The organism is Actinoplanes sp. NPDC051405 (genome assembly GCF_055586185.1).
In genome coordinates, this window is the sequence record NZ_JBVJIR010000004.1 from 221485 (window position 1) to 243710 (window position 22226).

At 71.8% G+C, this 22226-nt stretch carries 23 protein-coding genes; 5 read left to right on the forward strand and 18 right to left on the reverse strand.

The genetic code is table 11. The features are described 5' to 3' along the window. Positions 1 to 13 precede the first annotated feature (13 nt). The 9 genes from ACZ6S4_RS11545 to ACZ6S4_RS11585 all read right to left on the reverse strand — a co-directional run bounded on the left by ACZ6S4_RS11545 (position 14) and on the right by ACZ6S4_RS11585 (position 8614). Complete coding sequence (locus ACZ6S4_RS11545) at positions 14 to 307, reverse strand: ArsR/SmtB family transcription factor (protein WP_465474851.1); 294 nt, start codon at positions 305 to 307, stop codon at positions 14 to 16. Next, a complete protein-coding gene (locus ACZ6S4_RS11550; protein WP_465474852.1) occupies positions 304 to 1116 on the reverse strand; it encodes a metal ABC transporter permease in 813 nt (270 codons plus the stop codon). Before ACZ6S4_RS11550 ends, ACZ6S4_RS11545 begins: the two co-directional genes overlap by 4 nt. Next, positions 1113 to 1964, reverse strand: a complete 852-nt coding sequence (locus ACZ6S4_RS11555) for a metal ABC transporter permease (protein ID WP_465474853.1) — start codon at positions 1962 to 1964, stop codon at positions 1113 to 1115. Before ACZ6S4_RS11555 ends, ACZ6S4_RS11550 begins: the two co-directional genes overlap by 4 nt. After that, complete coding sequence (locus ACZ6S4_RS11560) at positions 1961 to 2731, reverse strand: metal ABC transporter ATP-binding protein (protein WP_465474854.1); 771 nt, start codon at positions 2729 to 2731, stop codon at positions 1961 to 1963. Before ACZ6S4_RS11560 ends, ACZ6S4_RS11555 begins: the two co-directional genes overlap by 4 nt. Before the next feature lies 1 nt (position 2732). Beyond that, complete coding sequence (locus tag ACZ6S4_RS11565) at positions 2733 to 3713, reverse strand: metal ABC transporter substrate-binding protein (protein WP_465474855.1); 981 nt, start codon at positions 3711 to 3713, stop codon at positions 2733 to 2735. A gap of 92 nt (positions 3714 to 3805) precedes the next feature. Further along, a complete protein-coding gene (locus ACZ6S4_RS11570; RefSeq protein ID WP_465474856.1) occupies positions 3806 to 4579 on the reverse strand; it encodes a class I SAM-dependent methyltransferase in 774 nt (257 codons plus the stop codon). A 99-nt stretch (positions 4580 to 4678) separates the two neighbouring features. Further along, positions 4679 to 5851, reverse strand: a complete 1173-nt coding sequence (locus ACZ6S4_RS11575) for an aminotransferase class V-fold PLP-dependent enzyme (RefSeq protein ID WP_465474857.1) — start codon at positions 5849 to 5851, stop codon at positions 4679 to 4681. A gap of 1 nt (position 5852) precedes the next feature. Further along, the gene (locus tag ACZ6S4_RS11580) at positions 5853 to 7172 is read right to left on the reverse strand and encodes a pyridoxal-phosphate dependent enzyme (RefSeq protein ID WP_465474858.1); all 1320 of its coding nucleotides are present in this window, start codon (positions 7170 to 7172) and stop codon (positions 5853 to 5855) included. Continuing rightward, on the reverse strand, positions 7169 to 8614 hold the full coding sequence (locus tag ACZ6S4_RS11585) for a Y4yA family PLP-dependent enzyme (RefSeq protein WP_465474859.1): 1446 nt from the start codon (positions 8612 to 8614) through the stop codon (positions 7169 to 7171). The genes ACZ6S4_RS11580 and ACZ6S4_RS11585 overlap by 4 nt, the downstream gene beginning before the upstream one ends. Before the next feature lie 392 nt (positions 8615 to 9006). On the opposite strand from ACZ6S4_RS11585, the gene ACZ6S4_RS11590 reads away from it, so the two are divergent. Then, complete coding sequence (locus ACZ6S4_RS11590; RefSeq protein WP_465474860.1) at positions 9007 to 9561, forward strand: hypothetical protein; 555 nt, start codon at positions 9007 to 9009, stop codon at positions 9559 to 9561. Positions 9562 to 9565: 4 nt separating this feature from the next. Here ACZ6S4_RS11590 and ACZ6S4_RS11595 read toward each other — a convergent pair whose 3' ends face one another. The 4 genes from ACZ6S4_RS11595 to ACZ6S4_RS11610 are packed head-to-tail and all read right to left on the reverse strand — an operon-like array spanning position 9566 to position 13565. Then, on the reverse strand, positions 9566 to 10807 hold the full coding sequence (locus tag ACZ6S4_RS11595; RefSeq protein ID WP_465474861.1) for a Gfo/Idh/MocA family protein: 1242 nt from the start codon (positions 10805 to 10807) through the stop codon (positions 9566 to 9568). Further along, a complete protein-coding gene (locus ACZ6S4_RS11600; RefSeq protein WP_465474862.1) occupies positions 10808 to 11659 on the reverse strand; it encodes a class II fructose-bisphosphate aldolase in 852 nt (283 codons plus the stop codon). A gap of 12 nt (positions 11660 to 11671) precedes the next feature. Then, positions 11672 to 12730 carry a 1-phosphofructokinase family hexose kinase gene (locus tag ACZ6S4_RS11605; protein ID WP_465474863.1) on the reverse strand — a complete coding sequence of 353 codons (1059 nt, stop codon included), beginning with the start codon at positions 12728 to 12730 and terminating at the stop codon, positions 11672 to 11674. Positions 12731 to 12734: 4 nt separating this feature from the next. Further along, positions 12735 to 13565 carry an endo alpha-1,4 polygalactosaminidase gene (locus ACZ6S4_RS11610; RefSeq protein WP_465474864.1) on the reverse strand — a complete coding sequence of 277 codons (831 nt, stop codon included), beginning with the start codon at positions 13563 to 13565 and terminating at the stop codon, positions 12735 to 12737. Between the two features lie 245 nt (positions 13566 to 13810). Here ACZ6S4_RS11610 and ACZ6S4_RS11615 point away from each other — a divergent pair, with 245 nt between their 5' ends. From ACZ6S4_RS11615 to ACZ6S4_RS11625, 3 genes are all read left to right on the forward strand, one after another. Next, on the forward strand, positions 13811 to 14710 hold the full coding sequence (locus ACZ6S4_RS11615; RefSeq protein WP_465474865.1) for a carbohydrate kinase family protein: 900 nt from the start codon (positions 13811 to 13813) through the stop codon (positions 14708 to 14710). An 81-nt stretch (positions 14711 to 14791) separates the two neighbouring features. Beyond that, a complete protein-coding gene (locus ACZ6S4_RS11620) occupies positions 14792 to 15451 on the forward strand; it encodes a helix-turn-helix transcriptional regulator (RefSeq protein ID WP_465474866.1) in 660 nt (219 codons plus the stop codon). Positions 15452 to 15483: 32 nt separating this feature from the next. Continuing rightward, the gene (locus tag ACZ6S4_RS11625; RefSeq protein ID WP_465474867.1) at positions 15484 to 15960 is read left to right on the forward strand and encodes a DUF3291 domain-containing protein; all 477 of its coding nucleotides are present in this window, start codon (positions 15484 to 15486) and stop codon (positions 15958 to 15960) included. On the opposite strand, the gene ACZ6S4_RS11630 is transcribed toward ACZ6S4_RS11625, so the two are convergent. The 5 genes from ACZ6S4_RS11630 to melA form a co-directional block, all read right to left on the reverse strand. Next, positions 15941 to 16783 (reverse strand): carbohydrate ABC transporter permease, encoded by an 843-nt coding sequence (locus ACZ6S4_RS11630; protein WP_465474868.1) that lies wholly within the window; start codon positions 16781 to 16783, stop codon positions 15941 to 15943. The two genes, ACZ6S4_RS11625 and ACZ6S4_RS11630, sit on opposite strands and share 20 nt — an antisense overlap. Further along, positions 16783 to 17727 (reverse strand): carbohydrate ABC transporter permease, encoded by a 945-nt coding sequence (locus ACZ6S4_RS11635; protein ID WP_465474869.1) that lies wholly within the window; start codon positions 17725 to 17727, stop codon positions 16783 to 16785. The genes ACZ6S4_RS11630 and ACZ6S4_RS11635 overlap by 1 nt, the downstream gene beginning before the upstream one ends. After that, entirely contained in the window at positions 17727 to 19046 is a 1320-nt protein-coding gene (locus tag ACZ6S4_RS11640) for an ABC transporter substrate-binding protein (protein WP_465474870.1), read from the reverse strand. The genes ACZ6S4_RS11635 and ACZ6S4_RS11640 overlap by 1 nt, the downstream gene beginning before the upstream one ends. 17 nt (positions 19047 to 19063) lie before the next feature. Next, complete coding sequence (locus ACZ6S4_RS11645) at positions 19064 to 19951, reverse strand: SIS domain-containing protein (RefSeq protein WP_465474871.1); 888 nt, start codon at positions 19949 to 19951, stop codon at positions 19064 to 19066. Between the two features lie 82 nt (positions 19952 to 20033). Next, a complete protein-coding gene (gene melA, locus ACZ6S4_RS11650; protein ID WP_465474872.1) occupies positions 20034 to 21326 on the reverse strand; it encodes an alpha-galactosidase in 1293 nt (430 codons plus the stop codon). 109 nt (positions 21327 to 21435) lie between these two features. Here melA and ACZ6S4_RS11655 point away from each other — a divergent pair, with 109 nt between their 5' ends. Further along, a complete protein-coding gene (locus ACZ6S4_RS11655; RefSeq protein ID WP_433729872.1) occupies positions 21436 to 22224 on the forward strand; it encodes a DeoR/GlpR family DNA-binding transcription regulator in 789 nt (262 codons plus the stop codon). Positions 22225 to 22226 lie beyond the last annotated feature (2 nt).

Sequence of the window (22226 nt, forward strand, 5' to 3'; positions counted from 1 at the left end):
GCGGAAACCGGGCTCAGGTCAAGCGTTCGGCGTAGTGCAGGACCTCCTGGACGAGCCGCCTCGTCGGGTCGCCACTGAGTGAGTAGAAGACGTGGCGGCCCCGGCGTTCCCGCCGTACGAGCCGGGCGTCGCGCAGGAAACGCAGGTGGTGCGCCACTCCGGTGACATCCGTGCGCATCGCCTCGGCCAGCACGGCCGGGGTGGACTCCCCCGCCTGCAACAGCACGAGGATGTGCAGCCGGTGCTCGTACGCCATCCCCCGCAGGACGGCGACCGCCCGTTCCAGCGCGCCTGCCATCTCGCTCATGCCGGCACCACCCGGCCGGGGATGCGGACCAGCAGCGACGACAGCAGCAGCGTCGCGGTGGCCACCAGCGTGATGCTCGCCCCGGCGGCCAGGTTCCACCGGCTCGAGACGTACAGCCCGCCGAGGCCGCTGAGCACGCCGAACGCCATGGCCAGCGCGGTGATGACCGGCAGCCGGTGCGACCACATCCGGGCCGCGGCGGCCGGGGCGACGATCAGCGCGAGGGCGAGGATCGTGCCGACCGCCGGTACCACGGTCACCACGACCACCTCGATCGTGAACAGCAGCACCACGTCCCAGGCCGTGGTGGCGAAGCCGGCCGCCCGGGCGCCGGTGCGGTCGAAGCCGGTGAACAGCAGCGGGCGCGCGCCGATCGCGAGGACGCCGGCCACCACGACGAGCACCACCGCCGTCATGACGAGGTCCTGCGGGCTCACCGTCAGCACCGAGCCGACCAGGAAGGACGACAGGTCGCGGCTGAATCCGTTCTGGGTGGCGACGAGGCCCGCGCCCAGGGCGAAGCCGCCGGAGAGCACCACGCCGGTGGCGGCGGCCGCGTTCTGGCCCTGGCGGCGGCTCAGCGCGGCCACACCCAGAGCCACCACGGCGCCCGCCGCCACGCCACCCACGAAGATGTTGACGCCGATGATCGACGCGGCCACCACCCCGGGGAAGGTCGCGTGGGTCAGGGCCATCGTGAAGAACGACAGCCGCCGCAGCACGACCTGCACACCGATGAGGCCGGCCAGCGCACCGACGAGGATCACCTCGGCGGTGGCACGGTGCAGGGCGTCATCCCACCAGTTCATGACAGCACCGGCCGGCGCAGACGGGCCCGGAGCAGGCCGACGGGCAGGAGGATCAGGTACGCGGCCACGAGCAGCAGCACCACCGTCGAGGCGGACGTCAGGTTGATCCCGTGGTCGACGGAGGCCGTCCAGCTCAGCAGCAGTCCCCCGTAGCCGGCCGCGAGAATCAGCACTGTGCCCAGCAGAGCCATCGCCGCGAGGCGGTGAGTCAGCATGCGCGCCGCCGCGGCGGGCACGATCAGCAGGGCCACGACCAGGATCGTGCCGACCGCCCGGACCGCGGCGACCACCACCAGCGCGACCAGCACGTTGAGCCACAGGTCGAGCCAGCCGATCCGGTAGCCCGCGGCCGCGGCCCCGGCCGGATCGAACGTCCGGAACAGCAACGCCCGCGCGCCGAGCGCCAGCAGAGCAAGGATCACGACCGCGAGGACCGCGGTCTCGGCGATCTGCCGCGGCGTCACGGTGAGGATCCGGCCGAACAGGAACGTCGTCAGGTCATTGGTGTACGACGAACGGCGCGACACGAGCGCCACCCCGATCGAGAACATGGCGGTGAGCACGACGGCGGTGGACGCGTCGTCGGACAGCGCCCCGCCCCGGGTGAGCAGGGTGAGCACGACCGCGGTGAGCACGGCGGCGATCAGGGCGCCGGCGAAGATGCCCTCGACGCCTCCGGCGAGGAAACCGATGACGACGCCGGGGAAGACGGTGTGGGTCAGCGCGTCGGAGACGAACGACAGCCGGCGGGCGAAGACGAAGACGCTGACCGGACCGCAGACGAGCGCGAGCAGGGCCAGCTCGGCCAGGGCGCGGCCCATGAACGGCGTGGTGAAGGGCGCGATCATGTCTCGACCAGCACCGTACGGCCGTCGGCGAGATCGACCGCGTGGCCGCCGTACGTGCGGCGCAGCGGCCCGGCCGTGAGGATCTCGCCCGGCGGGCCCACCGCCCATTGCCGGCCGTTGAGCAGGCAGACCTGGTCGGCCAGGTCGCGCGCGACCGCCAGGTCGTGGGTGCTGAGCACCAGCGCGGTGCCCGCCGCGGTCAGCTCGCGCAGCACCGCCACGATGGCCTCCTGACTGATGGCGTCGACGCCGTTGAAGGGTTCGTCGAGCAGCAGCAGCCGCGGCTCGGCGGCGATCGCGCGGGCGAGCAGCACCCGCTGGCGCTGTCCGCCGGAGAGCACGCCGAACGGCCGGCCCGCCCGGTCGGCCAGGCCGACCCGGTCCAGCGCCTCGCGGGCGATCCGGCGGTCGGCGGCGCGGGTGGGCCGCCACCAGCCGATGCGCCGGTACCGGCCCATGAGGACGACCTGGGCGGCGGTGACCGGGAAGCCGGCGTCCAGGGTGTCCAGCTGGGGCACGTACCCGGTCAGGCCGCGGGCCTGGGCCGGGGCGCGGCCGAGCACGGACGCCGTCCCGCCGAGCACCTGGGCCAGCCCCAGCACGGCCTTGATCAGGGTGGACTTGCCGGCGCCGTTCGGGCCGACCAGGACGAGGCGCTGCCCGGCCGGCAGGTCCAGGTCGACGTGGGTCAGCACGGGCGTGCCGCGGTAGCCGGCGGTCACGCCGGAGAACCGCAGGGCGGTGCCGGCCACCGCGACATCGCTCATGTCAGCCGCCCAGTGCCGCGACGATGACCCGGGTGTTGTGCTCCTCCGCGCCGAGGTAGGTGCCCTGCTGGGTGCCGGGCGCGCCGAGGCTGTCGCCGTAGAGGGCGTCCTCGCCGCCGACCACCTTGACGCCGGCCTGCTTGGCGATGGCCTCGGCGGTCTTGGGCGGCAGCGAGCTCTCGGTGAAGATGGCCCTGGTGCCGGTCGCCCTGATCTTCGCCACCAGGTCGGTGAGCTGCTTGGCGGACAGCTCGGCCGAGGTGTCCAGGCTGGGGATGACCGAGCCGACGAACTCCAGCTTGTACCGGTCCACGTAGTAACCGAAGGCGTCGTGGTTGGTGACCAGCTTGCGCTGGTCCACGGGCAGCTTGGCGAAGGCGGCCTCGTTGTCGGCGTCCAGCTTGTCGAGCTTGGCCGCGTAGGCGGTGAGGTTCGCCGCGAACGTGGCCGCGTGGCCCGGGTCGGCCGCGGCCAGGCCCTTCTCGATGCCGGTGACCATGATCTTCGCGTTGCGCGGGTCGTGCCAGATGTGCGGGTCGTGCTCCTCGTCCGCGTGCCCGGCCTCCGGCTCCGCGCCCTCTTCCTCCTCGTGGCCGCCCTCGCGCAGGGTCACACCCTGGCTGGCGTCCACGACGGTGCCGCGGAAGCCGGACGACTCGATGGTCTGGTCGAGCCAGGCCTCGAGGCCGACACCGTTCTTGACGACCAGCTTCGCGGCGCCGATGGCCTGGATGTCGGCCGGGGTGGGCTCGTACTCGTGCGGGTCGACGTTGGGCTTGATGAGCTGGGTCACCGTGACGTCGGCACCGCCGATGGTGCGGACGAAATCGGCGACCTCGGGGGTGGTGGCGACCACGGCCAGGGACGTGCCGCTCGACGCGGTGCCGCCGGTCGCGCCGGCACCGTCGGAGCCGCATCCGGCGGCGAGCAGGACTGCCGCGGCGGCCGCGGCCACAGCCAGTTTCCGGGGGGTTCGGTTCATGATCAACGCTCCTGTCGGCAGAACCGGAACGGTAATCGTTTTCACTAAGAATCGTCTAATGGCAAACTGACCATGCATGGCGTACCGGCTGGTCAGGCCACTGCTGCCACCGCTGCGTGCCGGCCGCAGCGCCACAGAATGCCGGCCTCGGTGAAGCCGGCGGCGCGGGCCTGGGCGAGGTGCCACGCGGCACCGGGGGTGAACTCGGCGGTGGCCCGGGCGGCGAACAGGGTCCGGCGGTCCCGTACCAGCGGCGCGAGAGCGGGCGTGCCGGTGACCTCGCTCCACCAGCCGGCCCAGGCCAGCTCGGCGGCGGCCTCGTCGACGATCGACGGCATCGCGGCCATGACCGAGCTGAGGCCGTCGTCGGGCATGAGATCGGCGACCACCAGCAGGCCGCCGGGCGCCAGGACGGCGCGGGCCTCGCGGTACAGCGCCCGGGCCCGCTCCTCGGGCAGGTAGTGCATGGTCATGACCACCGTGACGACGTCGTACGGGGCGTGCCGGCGGGCGGCGCTCAGCCACGACGGCCCGGCGAGGTCGCCCTCCAGCAGGGTCACCGACTCGGACACCGCCACGCCGGCCAGGGCCAGCAGTACGGGATCGAGGTCCAGCAGGCCGACCCGGGCCCGCGGCCAGCGTCGCGCCATCCGCTCGGCCAGCACCCCCGGTCCACCGCCCACATCCAGGACCCCGCCGGGAGCACCGCGGCGCACCGCCTCGGCGGCGGCGAACAGTGCGGCTTCGAAGCCGTCCAGCCCGGGTACGAAACGAGCCATCACCGCGTCCCAGTCCGTGCGCCACCGGGCGATCCGGGCCGGGTCGACGGCCGGCGGCGATGTCGAGCTCGGGGCGCGCGATGCCATCTCAGCTACCTCGGGACGCAGTGACGTGGTCGGCCGGCCGCGATCCGGTCGACGACCACACGATAACGGAACCCGTTTTCGTTTAGCGGCTACGGGTTGTCATCGGCGGGTCTCGAGGGCGGTCAGCGCGGCGATCAGCCGGTCCACCTCCTCGACGGAGTTGTAGACGTGCAGGCTGACCCGTACGGAGGTGGTCTTCTCGCCGGCGTCGCCCTGGCAGTGGTCGTCCGCGCGGACCATCATCGCGTCGCCGGCCAGGATGAAGCCCAGGTCGTTGGAGCCGATGTCGCGATGCCGGAAAGTGACGATGCCCCGGCGCTTCTGCACCGGCGAGCCGGCCGCGAGGCTGCGCTGACACCCGAGCACCTCGTAGCTCGGCAGCCGGCACAACGCGTCGGTCAGCCGGGCGGCGAGCGCGACCGTCCGCCGCTCGATGCGCTTCAGGCCCACCGCGTCGAGCCAGTCCAGGGCCGCGGCCAGGCTGACGATGCCGCTGGTGTTCGGCGTGCCGCTCCAGCCACCGGGAGCGTAGGCGGGACCACGCAGGTTGCGGGCCCAGACCGCGCCGGTGCCGGGCAGGGCCATCGCCTTGTGCCCGGAGAAGACCACGAAGTCCACGTCCAGGTCGGAGACCGAGACCGGCAGGTGCCCGATGCTCTGCGCCGCGTCGAGACAGATCGGGATGCCGGGACCCGCGGCGGCCCGGATCCGCTGGACGTTCATGTCACCGCCGTAGACGTGGTGCACGTGCGTGACGGCGATGAACCTGGTCCGCTCGGTGATCAGGCCGGCCAGCCGCCGGTGGTCGTAATCGTGCGCGGCGTCGTACGGCATGGGTGTGACGGTGACCTTGCAGCCCTGCCGGCCGAGCAGCTCGGCGGCCTCCAGCCACGGCAGCGTGTTGGCCCGATGGTCGGCGAACGGCACGATGATCTCGTCGCCGTCCCGCAGCTGCGGTGCCAGCCAGTCCAGCGCGACCGACCGCAGGCCCTCGGTGGTGCCGCTGACGAAGTGCACCCCGGACCTCCCCGGCTCCGGGTCGTCGAGGAAAGCCCGCAGCCGGTCGCGCGCCGCGTCGATGCGCGCGGTGGTGTGATTGGCCCACGTGTACGTGCCGCGGCCGGCGTTGGCATTGCTGGTGGTCAGATAGTCGACCACGGCGTCCAGGACCGCCTGCGGCTTCTGTGCGGTCGCGGCACTGTCCAGATAGGCCACTCCCGGATGCGCGGCCAGGATGGGGAACTGGGCGCGCAGCTCGCCGATGTCGTCCATGTCAGTCCCGGACCAGGGCGGCGCCGGCGTCGCGCCAGGCGATGATCCCGCCGGTCAGCGACCGTACGTCCGGATGGCCCATCCTGGTCAGCAGCGCCGCGTACCGGGCGGACTTCTCCCCCACCGGGCAGACCAGCAGCACCGGCTGGCGGCGCCCGAACGGCAGACCGCCGTGCACCAGCTCGGCGAAGAGCTCGTCCACGATGTTGATCGAGCGGTCGATGTGCAGCGCCTGGAAGGCGAACGGGCCGCGCAGGTCGACGACGAGGCAACCCTGCTCGGCGATCCAGCGCTGCGCGTCCGGCACGTCGATCGCCTTGGCCTGCGCCAGGTCGGCCGCGGTGAGCGTACCGGTCGAGTGCCGCCGGGCGGGCTGGTGGAACAGCGCCGGCCGGCGTTCGCGCAGGTAGCTCAGGTAGCTCTCGACGCGGTCGCAGACGATGAAGACCGCGGTGCGGCGCTCGGTCAGCCCGTCGTCGACGGCGCGCAGATACCGCACCGCGCCCTGGTACGCGCCGCCGCCCGTCGGACCGGCGAGGATGCCGGACCGCCGTACCAGGGTCAGGAGCCCGTCGATCGCCTCCTGGGCGCTGATCGTCTCGATCCGGTCGTAGTGGTCCGGGTCGAAGAGCCCGACCTCGTGCACCTCGTCGATGGTGCGGATGCCGGGGATGAAGTCGGACTTCTCGGCGACCAGCCCGACGACGGTCACCCCGGGATCGTGCTGGCGCAGCACGGTGGCCACACCCGCGGAGGAGCCGGCCGTGCCCACGCAGGCGATGAAGTAGTCGGGGGCCCGCCCGTCCAGGTCCGCGACGATCTCCGGACCCGTGCCCCGCACGTGCGCCCCGACGTTGCGCGGGTTGTAGTACTGGTCGGTGTGCAGGTGGCCGTGGTCGCTCTCGGCGAGCAACTGGTGCATGCGGGTCAGCGGATCCTCGGTGTTGGTCGGGTCGAGACACTCCGCCTGGCCCGGCAGCTCGTCGATCTCCGCACCCAGCAGCAACAGCAGATCCTTGATCTCGGGGACCTTCATCCGGTTGGTGACGCTCCGGAACGGCAGCCCGTGCATGCCGGCGATGATCGCGAGCGCCTTGGCCGTGTTGCCACTGGAGAGCTCGACGACTGTGTCCCCGCGCTCGGTCGCCTGGCCCAGGTGCGGCTCGGCCATGCTCCAGGCCGCCCGGTCCTTCACCGAGCCGAACGGGTTGAACAGCTCCAGCTTGGCGTACAGGTCGATGTTGACCAGGCCGTGCACGGCCGGATCGATGCGCAGCAGCGGGGTGTCACCGATCAGGTCGGTGACGTGGTCGTACCTCATGCCGCCTCGCCGCGGCCGGGGGCCGGCCAGTACCGCTCGTCCAGGCACCACCGCCAGGCGCCGTGCTCTCTGTACAGCGCGACGGTGTGGGCGATCGGTTGCATCAGGGCGTGATCGGCCCGGAAGTCCATCAGGTATCCCGCGGTGTTCACGAAGGCCAGCAGGTCGCCGGGTCGGGGCCGGGACGGCAGGAAGACCTTGCGCCGGGTGATCAGATCGGACTCCAGGCACAGGTTGCCGAGCAGATAGACACCGGCCGGCTCGGTTTCCGGGCGCTCCGGACGGCCGATCAGGACCGGGTCCATCAGCACGCCGTGCTCCTCGATGCTGAGGTCACGGGCGTTGAGATCGAGCCGGACGAGCGTCTCGCCGCCTTCGTCGCGGACCTCCAGCACGGTGGCCAGCACCGCCCCGCACTGGTCGAGCAGGGCCCGGCCCGGCTCCACGTGCAGGTCGTACATGTTGTCCAGCAGCAACGTGGCCAGCGGGCGGCGCAGCGACGGCGACGTGCCGGACAGCAACCGGTCCAGATAGGCGGCCCCCGCCACCGGCCGGTACGAGGGGTAGACGCTCAACGTGCCGCGCACCTTGCCGCCCTCGTTGCGCAGCCCGTAGCCGTGACCGTGCCACGTCATCGGCGGCCGCTTGCCCAGTACGGCCTCGGTCAGCGCGGTCGTGTAGCTCTCCCACTGCGCGCCGTCGGCCAGATAGTTGACGCCGAAGCCGCCGCCGATGTCGAGCGCCCGGGGCCGCAGCCCGCGCTGGTGACACTCGTCCATCGCCTTGAGACAGCCGTCCAGCGCGGCGGCCTTCTCGGGCAGGCCGATCGTGTCGAGGTGGTACGCCATGCCGATCAGCTCCAGCGTGTCGGCGTGCTTCTCCAGCAGGTCGAGAACCGCCCCGAGCTGAGCGACCGGCGTGCCGAAGCGGCTCCGGCGGCTCATCACATTGACGCCCGGTGAGTCGAAGGACGACAACCGGACCATGACGCGTACGGGGGGCAGCCCGTACGCGGTGACCAGCCGGGCCAGCTCGCTCAGCTCGTCCCGGGTGTCGGCGTTGACGATGACGCCGGTCCGCGCGGCCAGCGCGAGGAAGGCCGGGCTCTTGGGTCCGGTGGCCATGATCCGGGCCGGCGCGAAGCCGGCGCCCAGCGCGTGCTGGAGCTCGCCGAGCGACGCGACGTCGATGCCGGCACCGGTGGCCGCCAGCTCACGCGCCAGGGCACTGGAGCGGTTGGCCTTGTGGGCGAAGTAGATCCCACCGGCGAGGCGGTGGGTGTCGAGCACGGCCCGGAAACCGGCGAGATTGTCGGCGAGCTGTCCTGGCAGAACGACGTTCAACGGTGATCCGAGGGCGTCGACCAGTTGCCGCAGCAATGCTTCCTGGTCGAGCGCCGACCGTAACAGCGGTTCCGTGCGTGGCACCAGATAAGGCGTCATAGCGGTTCCCCAGCGCAATTCTCCGGCGGAGAGAAATACATTCCGGAATGGCGGCAACGGTGCAATACCGATCACATCGATGTGGGCGGCGCTGATACCCCTCAACGTAGCCGAAACCCGGCCACCCGCCAAGGCTTCACGAACGCCGAGTAGTGCATCGGTCACTACATGCAATCTTGCGCATATGCCCGGGGAATCGAATCTTGCGGCCTGACCAGGCCTGATATCCACTGTCGGGGAAACCGGGCTGCGAGCCCGTCGTCGCGTTGCTAGCGTGCGGACAACAACGGGGCGGCACGGGGACGAATGAGATGAACTGCTCGACGTGTGGCGTCCGGCTCACCCACGCCGGGCAGGGCCACCGCTGCGCGGGCGGCTCGGTACCGCGGATTATGCTCCCGCTGCGGTGGCGGATCGCATGGTGGGCGCTACTGCTGCTCACCGCGGCACTCGGCACCCGCTCATTGACGAAGGCCGCGATCGCCGGCGATGTGCTCGAGTCGTCCGGGAAACAGATTCCCGTTGCGCTCTCCGCTGCTCTGGCGGCCGCCCTGGTGGTGACGTTCGTGGTCTGGGGCCGCCTCACCAAGAGCATCGTCGAAGCCCACGGCGGCACGGTCGCCGTGGTCCGGAACTGGGCAATGTCCGGCGCGGCGGTCCTTGTCGTGGTGTCCCTCGTGCTGTCGTCGGACACGGCGGCGTACCACCTCATCCGGGTCGCCGCCGCGGCCCTGCTGATCCTCGGCCTGGCCGTCGCGCGGGCGAAGATCCAGTCGTGGCTCACCACCGCGGACCCGCAGGCCGGCGCCGGAGCTGAAACGGTGGCGGCGCCGTCGTGGAACGGCTTACCGTCCCCGGAACCGCGGCCGCAGGACTGGGACGCCGGGCACTGGGACCCCGAGATCCAGGACGACATCGCACGCCGGCGTCACCGCGAGGCGCGCTGAGTCGTCAGAGGCTGACGACCTCGCCGTTGCGGCGGGCCCGTTCAGCCGCCCACACCACCCGGTGGCTCGCCAGGCTCGCCGCCGCGTCGGACGACACCAGGGCCGGTTCGCCCGCCGCGACCGCGGCCAGGAACGCCTCCACCAGCCCCTCGTCGCCGCCGCCGTGACCGTCCGACGCGGACGGGCCGCCCGCCTCCGCCGAGTCCAGCGTCGTCTCCGCGCCGGTGCGGAAGTCGACGTGACGCAGCCTCCGGCCGTCGCCCTCGAGGTAGCCGTGGGTGCCCATCAGGCGGGTGTGGCGGTGCTCCATCGGGGTGAAGGCGCTCATCGTGAACGAGCACGTCGCACCGCCCGCGAACTCCATCGTCACCACCTGGTGGTCGACCACGTCGTTGTCGGCGGTGTAGACGCAGCGGCCGTACAGGCCGTCGCGCAGCGCCTGCAGCACCGCCTGCTCGGTGGGCTCCGGGGTCACCGCGCCGAGCGGCCAGAAGTGCTGCTCCGGGTCCGCGAGCGCGCCCAGGTAGAGCCGCTTCGCCGAGTACGGGCACACCGGCTCGACCGGGCAGTCCAGGCACCGGTCCGCAGCCCCGTCCGGGCGTTGCTCGGCCCGGAAATGGGTGCGGCTGCCGAACGAGCTGATGCGCTCGGGCAGGCCGCCGAAGAGGTGCACCAGCCAGTCGATGTCGTGGCACGACTTGGTCAGCAGCATCGGCCCGGACTCGTCCTCCCGCCGCCAGTTGCCGCGGACGAACGAGTGCGCGTGGTGCCACCAGCCCACCGGTTCGAGGTGCTCCACGCTGACCAGCCGCCCGATCCGTCCCTGGTCCAGCAGGCCCTTCACCAGCTTCGTGTACGGCGTGTACCGCAGCACGTGGCACACCGCGAGGATGACGCCGTTGCGGACCGCCGCCGCGGCGATCTCGGCCGCCTCGGTCTCGGTCGGCGCCATCGGCTTCTCCAGCAGCAGGTGGTAGCCGAGGTCGGCCAGGGCCACCGCCGGGGCGAGGTGCAGGCGGTCCTGGGTCGCGACGATCGCGGCCTCGGCGAGCCGGCCCGCGGCGGCCAGCTCCGTCCAGTCCGCGTAGACCCGGCCGGCGGGGATCTCGAACTCGGCCGCCACACCCGCCCGGCGGCGCGGGTCCGGCTCGGCGACCGCGACGACCCGGCCCTGACCGGTGGCCACGGCGTGCCGGGCGTACGTCTGGCCGCGCAGCCCGGCCCCGACGAGGGCGAGAGTGACCATCTAGCGCGCCGCGGTGGTGCTCGCGGTGAGCAGGCGCAGTGCACCGTCGACCGTCGTGGCCATCGCCGTGCGCGCCGAGGCCAGATACCGGCGCGGATCGACCAGGGCGGCGTTGCCGTCCAGCGACTCCCGGACCGCACCGGTGAAGGCGCTGTTCAGAGCCGTGCCGATATTGATCTTCACCATTCCGCCGCGGACCGCGGCGATCAGCTCGTCATCCGGTACGCCGGACGAACCGTGCAGCACCAGCGGCACCGGCACCGCCGCCCGCAACCGGGCGATCAGGTCGTGGTCCAACCGGGCCGTACGGCTGCGCATCGCATGCGAGGAGCCGACCGCGACGGCGAGCGCGTCGACCCCGGTGGCGGCCACGTAGGCAGCCGCCTCGGCCGGGTCGGTCCGTACGCCGGGCGCATGCGCACCGTCCTTGCCGCCGACCTCGCCCAGCTCGCTCTCGACCCACAGTCCCTGCGCGTGCCCACGCCGCACGGCGGCCGCCGTGGCGCAGACATTGTCGCCGTAGCCCAGCTTCGAGGCGTCGTACATGACCGAGCCGAAGCCGTTGGCCGCCGCCTGGTCGAAGAGCTCGTCGCTCTCCACGTGGTCCAGGTGCAGGCCCACGGGCACGGTGGCCGCCTCGGCGATGGCCCGGGCGGCCGCGGCGATCGGGGCGAGCCGCCCGTGGTGGAAACGCACGGCGTTCTCGCTGATCTGCAGGATCACCGGCAGGCCGGCCCGCTCGGCCCCGGTGACGATGGCCTCGGCGTGCTCGACGGTGATGACGTTGAACGCGCCCACGCCGCCACCGGCGGACCGGGCCCGGGCGACGATCTCGCCGGTGGGTGTGTACAAGTGGATCCCCTCTCAGGCCGCGCTGACCCGGACGGCGGGCAGCAGACGGCGGTAGGTGTCCTCGTCGATGCGCCCGGCCAGCGGCGCGGCGACGGCCGCGGCGGACAGGGCGATCGCGTCGGCGAGCAGCTGCGGCCACGGCGTGCGGTCCCGCAGGCCGCGGGCGAGGGCAGCGACGCAGGCGTCGCCCGCGCCGGTGGGATTCCCGGCGAGCCGCTCCGGGGGTACGCCGCGCCAGGCGCCCTGCCTGGTGAGGGCGAGCAGGCCGAGTGGCCCGTGGGAGACGACGACGGCCCGGGCCCCGTGGTCCAGGGCCACCGTCGCGTCGGCGACCTCGCGCCCGGCCGCTGCCACACCGGCGGCGTCCCGGGTCGCGGCCGGCACGGACCACGGGGCGTCCCGGGTCCCGGCCGGCACCGGCCGCTGGGCGTCCCGGTTCTCAGCCGAGACAGGCCGCGGGGCGCTCCGGGTCGCGGCCAGGGCGGGCCGCGAGGCTTCGAGCAGGGCGGCGAGCTCGGTGGCGTTGGGTTTGGCGAGCTCGGGACCGGCGGTCAGGCCGTGCCGCAGCGCCTCGCCGCTGGTGTCGAGAACCGTGGGCACTCCGGCCGCCGCGGCGAGACGGATCAGGGTCGCGTACCCGTCGATCGGGACGCCCGGCGGGAGCGAACCGCTGAGCGCGATCACCGACGCCCCGGCCAGCAGGACGCCGAAGTGGTCGGTGAAAGCGGCCCACTCCGCCGCCGTGACCTGTGGCCCGGGCTCCCAGAACCCGGTCGCGTCGTCCCGGTCGGCGACCGCGACCGTGCGGCGGGTCTCGCCCGCGATGGCCACGAACGCGGCCGGCACCCCCACGCCGGCCAGCAGCCCGGTCACCCGGTCACCGGTCGGGCCACCCAGCAGGCCGGTCGCCAGCACCGGCTCGCCGAGCGCGTGCAGCACCGTGGCCACGTTGAGCCCCTTGCCGCCGGGCCGCTCGGCGACCGTCGTGACCCGGTGGGTGCCGTGCGGCACCAGCGCGTCGATCTCGTACGTGAGGTCGAGCGCCGGGTTCAGGGTGACCGTGACGATCATCGGCTCAGCAGGCCTGGTAGACGTAGGTGCCGCTGCCGGGCGCGGTGACGTCGACGTCGCGGCGTACCACCGAGACGCTCGCGCCGACCGCCGTGCAGGCCTTCTTGAAGGCGCCGCTGGTGTATTCGACGACAATCAGGTGGGCGCCGTAGACGTCGGTGTAGGCGTCGCACTCGTCGTACCGGCCGCATTCCTCGGCGATGGCGAAATCGAGCCCGGCGGCCTTGCCCCGGCCCTCGAGGGTGGTCGTGTTCTTCTGGGCGATGGCCAGCCCGGCGCTGTGCGCGTGCGGGGCGAGCAGGCGCAGGTACGCCACCGCCTGGTCGCGGGTGAGCAGGCCCGCGAACCGGTCGTACGTGTCGATGTTGTCCGGCTCCACCGCCTGGAAGCCCTTGGCGGCGCACCCGTCGATCCAGCCGTTGACGATGGCCGCCAGGGCGGTGCGCTTGGCCGGGGTGCGGATGTCGAGCACCATCTCGTCCCAGGCGCCGTCGATGACGTACCGGCCCTTGGCGTCGCGCAGGAGCAGGTCGTCGTGGTGCTGCTGCCACCAGGTGGCCTCCTGCGGCTGCACCTGGAAGGCGTTGACGTAGCAGATGTTGTAGAGCCCGGCGGCCGGCGCGGCCTCGCGGTCGCGGCTGACGACGCGTACCCCGGCGGGCGGGGTGTAGGCCTGGCCGATCTGGTAGTCGAAGGTGGCGTTGACCGGCGGCAGCGTGTAGCCCGCGGCGATCCGGGCGGTGGTGCCAGCGTCAGCGTGCAGGGTGAACCCGACGGCGACCGTGAGGGCGGCCGCTCCGGCGACGATCCAGCGGCGAACGGTACGGGTGATCACGACTGAGACTCCCGGCGATGCTCAGGGATCTGCCCCGCCTCGGGTGCGGTGCCGGCCACCCTGGCGCAGGAGGTGCCGGGCTGGCTACCGGCTGGGCTCGATCGTTGTCAGCGATTCAACTGATCGAACGCACAGGTGTCAATAGTCGTTTGTGCGCGTATGGTGCTCTCGGGCCGCTTGCTGGGGGCGGAAAAGGGCAAGTGCGCATTTCAGATTGTTCATTTGGACAACGGTCGGAGGACTACATGGACGTGCTCGTGGTGGGCGACGCCAACCCGGACCTGGTGCTGCGCGGCGACGTACGCCCGCGCTTCGGCCAGGCCGAGCAGTTGCTGACCGGCGCGGACCTGGTCCTCGGCGGTTCCGCGGCGATCACCGCGGCGGGCTGCGCCCGGCTGGGTCTGGCGACCTCGCTGCTCACCGCGATCGGCGACGACGTGTTCGGCGACATCACCCGCGAGCGCCTCACCGAGCGGGGTGTGACGCTGATCCAGCCGCGTACGGCGACCGGCCTGCCGACCGGGCTCAGCGTGATCCTCACCCCGCCCGAGGACGACCGGGCGATACTCACGCTGCCGGGCACGATCCCCACGCTGCGGCCGGAGGACATCACCGACGAGCACCTGGCCACGACCCGGCACCTGCACGTGGCGTCGCTCTATCTCCAGCCGCAGCTGGCGGCCGGGCTGGCCGGCGTGTTCGAACGGGCCCGGGCGCGCGGGGTCGGCACGTCGCTGGACACCAACTGGGACCCGGCCGAGAAGTGGGAGTCGATCGCGGACGTGCTCGCGCACACCGACGTGTTCCTGCCCAACGCCAACGAACTGCGCGCGGTCACCGGTGAGCAGGACGTCGAGGTGGCCGCGGCCGGGCTGGTCGCGGCGGGCACGACCGTGGTGATGAAGAACGGCGCGGCGGGGGCCCGGGCGTGGTGGCCGGGTGGCGGGGCGAGCGCGCCGGGCCGGGAGATCGACGTGGTGGACACAACCGGGGCGGGCGACAGTTTCAATGCCGGTTTCCTGGCTGGGCGGCTCGCCGGGCTGCCGGTGGCGGAGGCGATCCGGTGGGCGGCCGCCGCCGGGTCGCTGAGCACGCGGGCCGCGGGCGGCACCGCCGCCCAGGCCACCCGGGACGAGCTGGACTGAGCGGCGGGTTCACGCTCCGGGGCCGGCGCGCGACGAAGGCCGGCGTCTTAAATCAACGCGGATTGGCAATACGATGGCGGGATGACGGCCCCCGATGAACTCGATTCCGGCCTGGCGGCGCTGGGTGCGCTGACCGACGGCGTGCGCCGTGCCGCCTACCGCGCGGTCCTGGCCGCCGGCACCACCCCGGTCGGCCGCGACGAGGTCGCCGAGGCGCTCGGCGTCGGCCGCACCCTGGCCGCGTTCCACCTGGACAAGCTGGTCGACGCCGGACTCCTCGAGGTCTCTTACGCCCGGCGCACCGGCCGTACCGGACCCGGTGCGGGCCGCCCGGCCAAGCTCTACCGGGCCTCCGCCACCGAGCACGCGGTGAGCGTGCCGCCGCGCGACTACCGGACGGCGGCCGAGCTCTTGGCCGAGTCGGTGGAGCGCAGCGGCGCCGACACCGCCCTCTTCGACGTGGCGCGCGAGCACGGCCGCCGCACACCGCCCGGCACGGATGTCCGCGAGCTGCTGACCGCGCACGGCTATCTGCCGGTGGAGACGCCGGCCGGGATCCTGCTGACCAACTGCCCGTTCCACCGGCTGGCCGAGCAGTTCCCGCCGCTGATCTGCGGCATGAACCTCGCCATGGTCAACGGCCTGCTGGAGGGTGCCGGCGCGGCGGCCGGCTGGCAGGCCCGGATGGACGCCGCTCCCGGCCGCTGCTGCGTCGTGGTGTCTAAAAACAATTCTGATTGACAGTACAGAGCGGGTCTGCTGTGCTGCTGGGTATGACGAGCGCATTCCACCTGGCCCAGTTCAACGTCGCCCGCCTCCGGGCACCGCTCACCGACCCGTCCAACGCGGACTTCGTGGTCGGGCTGGAGCTCATCAATGCCCTGGCCGACTCGGCCCCCGGCTTCGTCTGGCGGCTGGCCGAGGGCCCGGACGGCGACGCCACCGCCGTCCGTCCCCTGGACCCCGACGTGATCGTCACGCTGTCGGTGTGGGACTCGATCGAATCGCTGCGCGCGTTCTCGTACCAGAGCGCCCACCTGGACTATCTGCGCCGCCGCCGCGACTGGTTCCGGCCGCACGACCGGCCGGCCTCGCTGGTCCTGTGGTGGGTCCCGGCCGGCCACCTCCCGACCGTCGAGGAGGCGTGCGAGCGGCTCGAGCTGGTGGCCGCCGGAGCGTCGCCGGAGGCGTTCACGTTCCGGCAGGCCTTCCCCGCCCCGGCGCTGAGCGCTACCCCTTCAGGCCGCTGAAGGTCATGGTGGCGATGAACCGCTTCTGGGCCACCAGGAACGCGATGATCAGCGGCATGGTGGCGATCACGTTGCCGGCCATCAGCTGCGACCATTCCGTGCGCCGGGTGCCCTGGAAGCTGGCCAGCCCGACCTGCAGCGTGAACCTGCTGTCGTCGCTGATCGCCACCAGCGGCCAGAGCAGGTCGTTCCAGCTCGACAGCAGCGTGAAGATGGCCAGCGTGGCCAGCGCCGGGCGGGCCAGGGGCAGCACCACGCTGATGAACGTGCGCAGCGTGCTGCAACCGTCGAGGCGGGCCGCCTCCTCCAGTTCGACCGGCAGCGACAGGAAGAACTGCCGCATCAAAAAGATGCCGAACGCGGACGCCAGCCACGGCACGAACGCGGCGGCCAGGGTGTCGACGATGCCGGCCCGGGCGAACATCAGGTACGTCGGGATCATCAGCAGCTGCATCGGGATCATCACCGTGGCCACGACGGCGAGGAAGGCCAGGCCGCGCCCGGCGAACTTGAGGCGGGCGAAGCCGTAGCCGGCCAGCGAGCACAGGATGAGGTGCGAGACCACCGCGATCCCCGACACCAGCACGGTGTTGGCGAACCAGCGCAGGATGTGCGACTCGCTCAGCAGCGCGCGGTACCCGTCGAGGTGCAGGCTGGTGGGGATGAACCTGGGCGGAAACTGGTTGATCTCCTGCGCGGTCATGAACGAGGTCAGCACCATCTGCACCAGCGGCAGGACGAAGACCAGGGCCAGCGGCATGAGCAGCAGGTGCCAGGGGTTGAACGGCAGGCGGCGCCGCCTGAGGGCAACCGGGCTCGTCATCAGAAGGCCCCCGATCCGGAACGGCGGTTGTACCAGATGACGACGACGGTCAGCAGCATCGTCACGGCGAAGAGCAGGTAGGCGACGGCTGCGCCGTACCCCAGTCTCTGGGTCTGGAAAGCCAGCTCGTAGATGTAGTAGACGACGGTCTGGGTGCTGTTCAGCGGCCCGCCGCGGGTCGTCGTGTAGATCAGGTCGAACAGCTGCATCGCCGTGATGGTCTGCCAGATCGCGGTGAACACGGTGACCGGGCGCAGCTCCGGCAGCGTGATGTGCCGGAAGACGCGCCACTTGCTCGCGCCGTCCACCGTGGCCGCCTCGACCAGTTCCTTGGGGATGTCCTGCAGGGCGGCGAGGTAGATGACCGCGCAGAAGCCGACCTCGCCCCAGAGTGCGATCAGGCAGATGACGATAAGCGCCTGGCCCGGGCTCTCCAGGAACTGCTGGGCCGGCAGCCCCAGCCGGCGCAGTGCCTCGTTGGCCGCGCCGAACTGGGGGTTGAACACGAAGCTGGCCAGGATGCCGGTCGCCGCGGCCGACGCCACGTACGGCACGAAGATGCAGGTGCGGTAGAAGCCGATGAGCCGGATCTTCTGGTTCAGCGCCACCGCGATCAGGATGCCGAGCAGGATCGAGCCCGGCACGAACAGCACCGTCAGCACCAGGGTGTGCTGGGCCGCCGCGATCGCGTCCGGGTCGGTCGCGATCCGCTGGTAGTTGCGCCAGCCGACGTCGGTGGCCGGCGCGATCCCGTTCCACTTGGTCCGCGAGATGAAGAACGCCCAGACCGCCGGGAAGATCGACAGGCCGACCACCAGCAGGGTCGCCGGGCCGGCGAACCCCCACCCGGTCAGCGAGCGGCGGGCCGCCCGGCCGCGCGCCGAGCGCGGCCGGGGTTGCTCGGGGCTCCGCGTACGCGGCGTCGCGGCGAACGTGAGCGTCATCAGTTCTCCAGGGCGTCGGCCGACTTGCGGGCCGCCTCGTCGAGGGCCTCCTTCGGCTTGGCCGCGCCCTGCAGCACCCTGGCGATGCCGTCACCGACGTTGCGGGACATCACCTCGTAGCCGGCGACCGTCGGCCGGGCCTGCTTCGCGTTGGCCAGGTTGTCGAAGAACTTCTGCCCACCCGGGTACTCCTTGACGTAGGCCGCGAACTCGGGCGTGCTCTGCTCGGACGACCGCAGCGGCAGATTACCGACCGCGAGGTTCCACTTGGCGTCGATCTGCGCGCTGGTCAGCCATTTGATGAAGTCGCGCGACGCGCCGGCCCGGTTGGCGTCCTCGTGGTCGAAGAGCACCCAGAGGTCGGGGCCGGAGACGGTCTGGTGGTCACCGTTGACGCCGGGCAGCGCCGCCACGCCGTAGTCGAGCTTGGCGTCCTTGATCTCCAGCAGCGCCCACGGTCCTGAGAGGATCATCCCGACGTGCCCGCTGTTGAACAGCGGGCCGTACTTCTCGTCGGTCTGGTCGAGGTACATCGACTTGTCGTCGACGGCCATCACCCGCAGCGTCTCCAGGGCCTTGACACCGGCTTCGGAGTTGAAGGCCGGCTTGGTGCCCTCCAGGATCTTGCCGCCGTTCTGCCAGAGCAGCGGCCACAGGTGCCAGGTGGTGTCCTCGCTCCCGGAGACCGAGTACGCGGTCCCGTAGGTGCCGGTCGCCGGGTCGGTGAGCTTCTTGGCCGCCTCGCGGAACTGCTCCCAGGACCAGTCGTCGGTGGGATAGGCCAGCCCGGCGGCGTCGAAGAGCTTCTTGTTGTAGATCAGGGCCAGGTTGTCGACCAGCGCCGGGACGCCGATCACCTTGCCCTCCGAGGTGGCCACCGTACGGGCGGCCGCGGGCATCTCGGTCCAGGCGAAGGACGGCTCGGCCACGAAGTCGGTCAGGTCCTGGGTCTTGCCGCTGGCGGCCAGGTCGCCGGCCCAGTTGCCGAACGCGTACGAAATGTCGGGGTAGCTGCCGCCCGCGAAGCCGGCGGAGAGTTTGGTGAGCAGGTCGTCCGTGGTGGGTGCGCCCGCCGAGGTCTTGATCGTGACGTTGGGGTGGGCGGCGTGGTACTCGGCGGCCAGGCCCTCGGCGACCTTCTCGGCCTCCGAGGTCTGCCCGGTCCACCAGGTGAGGGTCACCGCCGCCGCGGGGTCGTACCCCGCCGCCGCATCTTTGCCGTCGTCGCTCTCGCCGCCCGTGCAGGCCGCGCTCAGGAGCAGTGCCGCGCTCGCGGCCGCCAGCAGCCGGGTCCGCCGGCCGCGCCGAGTGGAGGTCATCCCTGTACCTACTTTCGTCAAACCGCGTCGGTGAGGACCACGGATCTGGTGAGCAGCCGGGGGCGGTCGGGGTCCAGGCCGCGGTGCGCGGCCAGGGCCAGGGCGAAACGCTGGGCGAGGACCAGCTGGGCGAGGGGGTCGCGGTCGTCGCGGTAGGTGGTGGCTCCCGCCGTACGGCCGACCTCGTCGAGCGCGACCGGCACGTCGCCGAACGAGAAGACGAGGCTGCGGGCCCCGGCCACAGCGACCGGACCGTGCCGGAAGTCCATCGCCGGGTACGACTCCGAGTAGGCCTGTGCCGCCTCGCGGACCTTCAGCGCCGCCTCGTGGGCGAGCCCGACGGTCCAGCCGGTGCCCAGGAACACCAGGTGGTCGATGTCGGCCGGGTCGGCCGGCAGCGGCGCCTCGAGGGCGGCGGTGCCGTCCGCGACCAGGTGGCTCAGGTCCGCCCCGAACGCGGCGCGGGCCAGGGCCAGCACCGTGGTCGGGAAGCGGGTCTGCACCACGCTGCGCTCGTCGGCGAAGTCGAGCAGCAGCCGGGTCTCGGCAAGCGTGTCGACCGGTTCACCGGCGACGGCGGTGACCGCCACCCGGTGGGTGCCTTGCGGCACCTGGCGCAGCGCGTCGAGCACCTCGGTGGAGGTGCCCGAGCGGGTGATCGCCACGACGCGGTCGTAGCGGCGCCGGGGCACGTACTCGGAGGCGCACACCGCGTCGGTCTCGCCGAGACCGGCGCTCTCCCGCAGCTCGGCGATGCTCTGGGCGACGAACCACGAGGTGCCGCAGCCCAGGACCAGCATCCGCTGCCCCGGCACGGCGAGCTCGCGGCGGGCCTGGGCGGTCAGGCCGAGGCCCCGTTCCCAGACGGTGGGCTGGCTGGCGATTTCCTCCGACGTGTCGTTCATGGTCGAGGATTATGCTCGTTTGTTTTCGCTTCACAAGCTTTTGCGTCCAAACGAACATTCCACGCTGCGCGTCTTGGAGTGGTCACCGCAGCGATTCGGGAATCAGATCACCGTGGGCGGCGGTCAGCTCGTCACACAATGCCCAGATCTGTTCCACCGACAGGGTGGCCGCGGTGTTCGGGTCGACCATCGCCGCCTGCCGCACCATGCGCTTGTCGCCGGTGATCGCCGCCTGCACGGTCAGCTGACCCACGTTCACAAACCCGCGGTTCAGCGCGGCGCACTGCGGGGGCAGCGCGCCGACCCGTTCCGGGCGTACGCCCAGAGCGTCGACCACGCACGGCACCTCGACGGCGTAGCCCTCGGGCAGGTTGCTGATCAGCCCACGGTTGGCGACGTTGCCGTGGATGCGGCGCAAGGTTCCGGTGACCATGCTGTGGATGACCTGAGGTGCGTACTCGGTGGCGTCGCGGCTGACGTCGAGAGGCTCGCCGGCCAGCACAGACTTGCGCACCGCGTGGTACTCGGCCACGTTGTCGGCGCTGATCCGCAGGTAGTCGCCGACCGGGATGCGCAGCCGCTCGATCTCGGCGTCGTCGTGCAGATACCAGGGCAGGTACTCCGAGGAGTGCTCGCTGGTCTCGGTCGGGAAGTAGCCCAGCCGCGAGTACATGTCCATCCGCACCCGGCGGCGCAGCTCGGGATCCCGGGCGAGCAGTTCGTCCAGCCGCGGATACAGGCTCTGGCCGCGGTGCTCGAAGCGCAGCAGCCACGCCTGGTGGTTGACTCCGGCTCCGGTGTAGTCGACTTCCTCGTACGGGACGCCGAGCAGCTCACTCAGGTCGCGCACGGTCCAGTAGACCGAGTGGCACAGGCCGACGGCTTTGAGCTCGGGGGCGACGGCCGCGAGGTAGCCGACGTTCATCGCCATCGGGTTGGTGTAGTTGAGCAGCCACGCGTCCGGGCACAGCTCGCGCATGTCCCGCGCGATGCCCTCGAGCACCGGGAAGGTGCGCAGCGCGCGGAAGATGCCGCCGACGCCGAGGGTGTCGCCGATGGTCTGGCGCAGCCCGTACTTCGCCGGGATCTCGAAGTCGCGCACGGTGGCGGCGTGCATGCCGACCTGGATGGCGTTGATGACGAAGTCGGCACCGTCGAGCACGGTACGGCGGTCCAGGCTCGTGGTGATGACGGGCTGCGCGCCGAGCTGCTCGGCCGTACGGCGGGCGATCGCCTCGGCCGTCTCCAGGCGCTCGGCGTCGATGTCGTGCAGGGCAAGGGTGACGCCGCGCAGCTCGTCGAAGGAGAGGATGTCGGCGAGCAGCTCACGGGTGAACACGACGCTGCCCGCGCCGAGGAAAGCGATCACTGTCATGGCGGGATTGTTGGCGGTTACGCCCCAAGCGCGCAAGGAAATCTGGTGTTTCGCTTGGAAACGAACTACAGTGACTGCGCGTTTGATCATTCTTTCCTGATGAGGGCCCATGCCACAGAGTTCGCTGCGCCGTGCCGACCGGGTGTCGGCCATCCTCGAGCGGGTGGCCAGCCACGGCTCCGTCGACGCCGGGCACCTGGCCGACGAGTTCCGCGTCTCCCCCGCCACGATCCGCCGCGACCTCCAGGTCCTGGAGGACCAGCGGCTGCTGTCGCGCACCCACGGCGGCGCGGTCGCGGTCGACGTCGCGTACGAGCTGCCGGTGCGCTACCGGGTGGGCCAGCACCGCGAGGAGAAGGCCCTGGTGGCGCAGAAGGTCGCGGCGTTGCTGCCGAAGGGGCCGCTGACCCTGGGCCTGACCGGCGGCACGACCACGCACCTGCTGGCCCGGCTGCTGGCCGAGCGCGTCGACCTGACCGTGGTGACGAACGCGCTGAACATCGCGGCCGAGCTGGCCCTGCGCCCCCGGCTCAAACTGATCATGACCGGCGGCGTGTCCCGCACCCAGTCGTACGAGCTGGTGGGGCCGATCGCGGACCAGGCCCTGGCCGGCCTGAACATGGCGGTGGCGGTGGTCGGGGTGGACGGCATCAGCGCCCGGGGCGGCCTGACGACCCACGACGAGATCGAGGCGAACACCAACGCGGTGATGATCCGGCGGGCCGACCGGGTCATCGTGGTGGCGGACGGCTCCAAGGTGGGCAAGGTGTGCCTGGCCGGTATCTGCGCGATCACCGACGTGGCGACGCTGGTGACCGACACGAGCGCGGATCCGGCGGGCATCGAGGCCATCCGCCGGGCCGGCACCGAGGTGATCGTGGCCAGCGCCGCGAGCTGATT

Bases quoted from the DNA above. Each gene is read 5' to 3' on its own strand.
- ACZ6S4_RS11560 (WP_465474854.1), bottom strand. From the start codon at position 2,731: ATGAGCGATGTCGCGGTGGCCGGCACCGCCCTGCGGTTCTCCGGCGTG.
- ACZ6S4_RS11645 (WP_465474871.1), bottom strand. From the start codon at position 19,951: ATGAACGACACGTCGGAGGAAATCGCCAGCCAGCCCACCGTCTGGGAA.
- ACZ6S4_RS11550 (WP_465474852.1), bottom strand. From the start codon at position 1,116: ATGAACTGGTGGGATGACGCCCTGCACCGTGCCACCGCCGAGGTGATC.
- ACZ6S4_RS11580 (WP_465474858.1), bottom strand. From the start codon at position 7,172: ATGAGGTACGACCACGTCACCGACCTGATCGGTGACACCCCGCTGCTG.
- ACZ6S4_RS11625 (WP_465474867.1), top strand. From the start codon at position 15,484: ATGACGAGCGCATTCCACCTGGCCCAGTTCAACGTCGCCCGCCTCCGG.
- ACZ6S4_RS11615 (WP_465474865.1), top strand. From the start codon at position 13,811: ATGGACGTGCTCGTGGTGGGCGACGCCAACCCGGACCTGGTGCTGCGC.
- ACZ6S4_RS11630 (WP_465474868.1), bottom strand. From the start codon at position 16,783: ATGACGAGCCCGGTTGCCCTCAGGCGGCGCCGCCTGCCGTTCAACCCC.
- ACZ6S4_RS11635 (WP_465474869.1), bottom strand. From the start codon at position 17,727: ATGACGCTCACGTTCGCCGCGACGCCGCGTACGCGGAGCCCCGAGCAA.
- ACZ6S4_RS11565 (WP_465474855.1), bottom strand. From the start codon at position 3,713: ATGAACCGAACCCCCCGGAAACTGGCTGTGGCCGCGGCCGCCGCGGCA.
- ACZ6S4_RS11570 (WP_465474856.1), bottom strand. From the start codon at position 4,579: ATGGCATCGCGCGCCCCGAGCTCGACATCGCCGCCGGCCGTCGACCCG.
- ACZ6S4_RS11605 (WP_465474863.1), bottom strand. From the start codon at position 12,730: ATGATCGTCACGGTCACCCTGAACCCGGCGCTCGACCTCACGTACGAG.
- ACZ6S4_RS11620 (WP_465474866.1), top strand. From the start codon at position 14,792: ATGACGGCCCCCGATGAACTCGATTCCGGCCTGGCGGCGCTGGGTGCG.
- ACZ6S4_RS11655 (WP_433729872.1), top strand. From the start codon at position 21,436: ATGCCACAGAGTTCGCTGCGCCGTGCCGACCGGGTGTCGGCCATCCTC.
- ACZ6S4_RS11555 (WP_465474853.1), bottom strand. From the start codon at position 1,964: ATGATCGCGCCCTTCACCACGCCGTTCATGGGCCGCGCCCTGGCCGAG.
- ACZ6S4_RS11640 (WP_465474870.1), bottom strand. From the start codon at position 19,046: ATGACCTCCACTCGGCGCGGCCGGCGGACCCGGCTGCTGGCGGCCGCG.
- melA (WP_465474872.1), bottom strand. From the start codon at position 21,326: ATGACAGTGATCGCTTTCCTCGGCGCGGGCAGCGTCGTGTTCACCCGT.
- ACZ6S4_RS11575 (WP_465474857.1), bottom strand. From the start codon at position 5,851: ATGGACGACATCGGCGAGCTGCGCGCCCAGTTCCCCATCCTGGCCGCG.
- ACZ6S4_RS11545 (WP_465474851.1), bottom strand. From the start codon at position 307: ATGAGCGAGATGGCAGGCGCGCTGGAACGGGCGGTCGCCGTCCTGCGG.
- ACZ6S4_RS11590 (WP_465474860.1), top strand. From the start codon at position 9,007: ATGCTCCCGCTGCGGTGGCGGATCGCATGGTGGGCGCTACTGCTGCTC.
- ACZ6S4_RS11595 (WP_465474861.1), bottom strand. From the start codon at position 10,807: ATGGTCACTCTCGCCCTCGTCGGGGCCGGGCTGCGCGGCCAGACGTAC.
- ACZ6S4_RS11585 (WP_465474859.1), bottom strand. From the start codon at position 8,614: ATGACGCCTTATCTGGTGCCACGCACGGAACCGCTGTTACGGTCGGCG.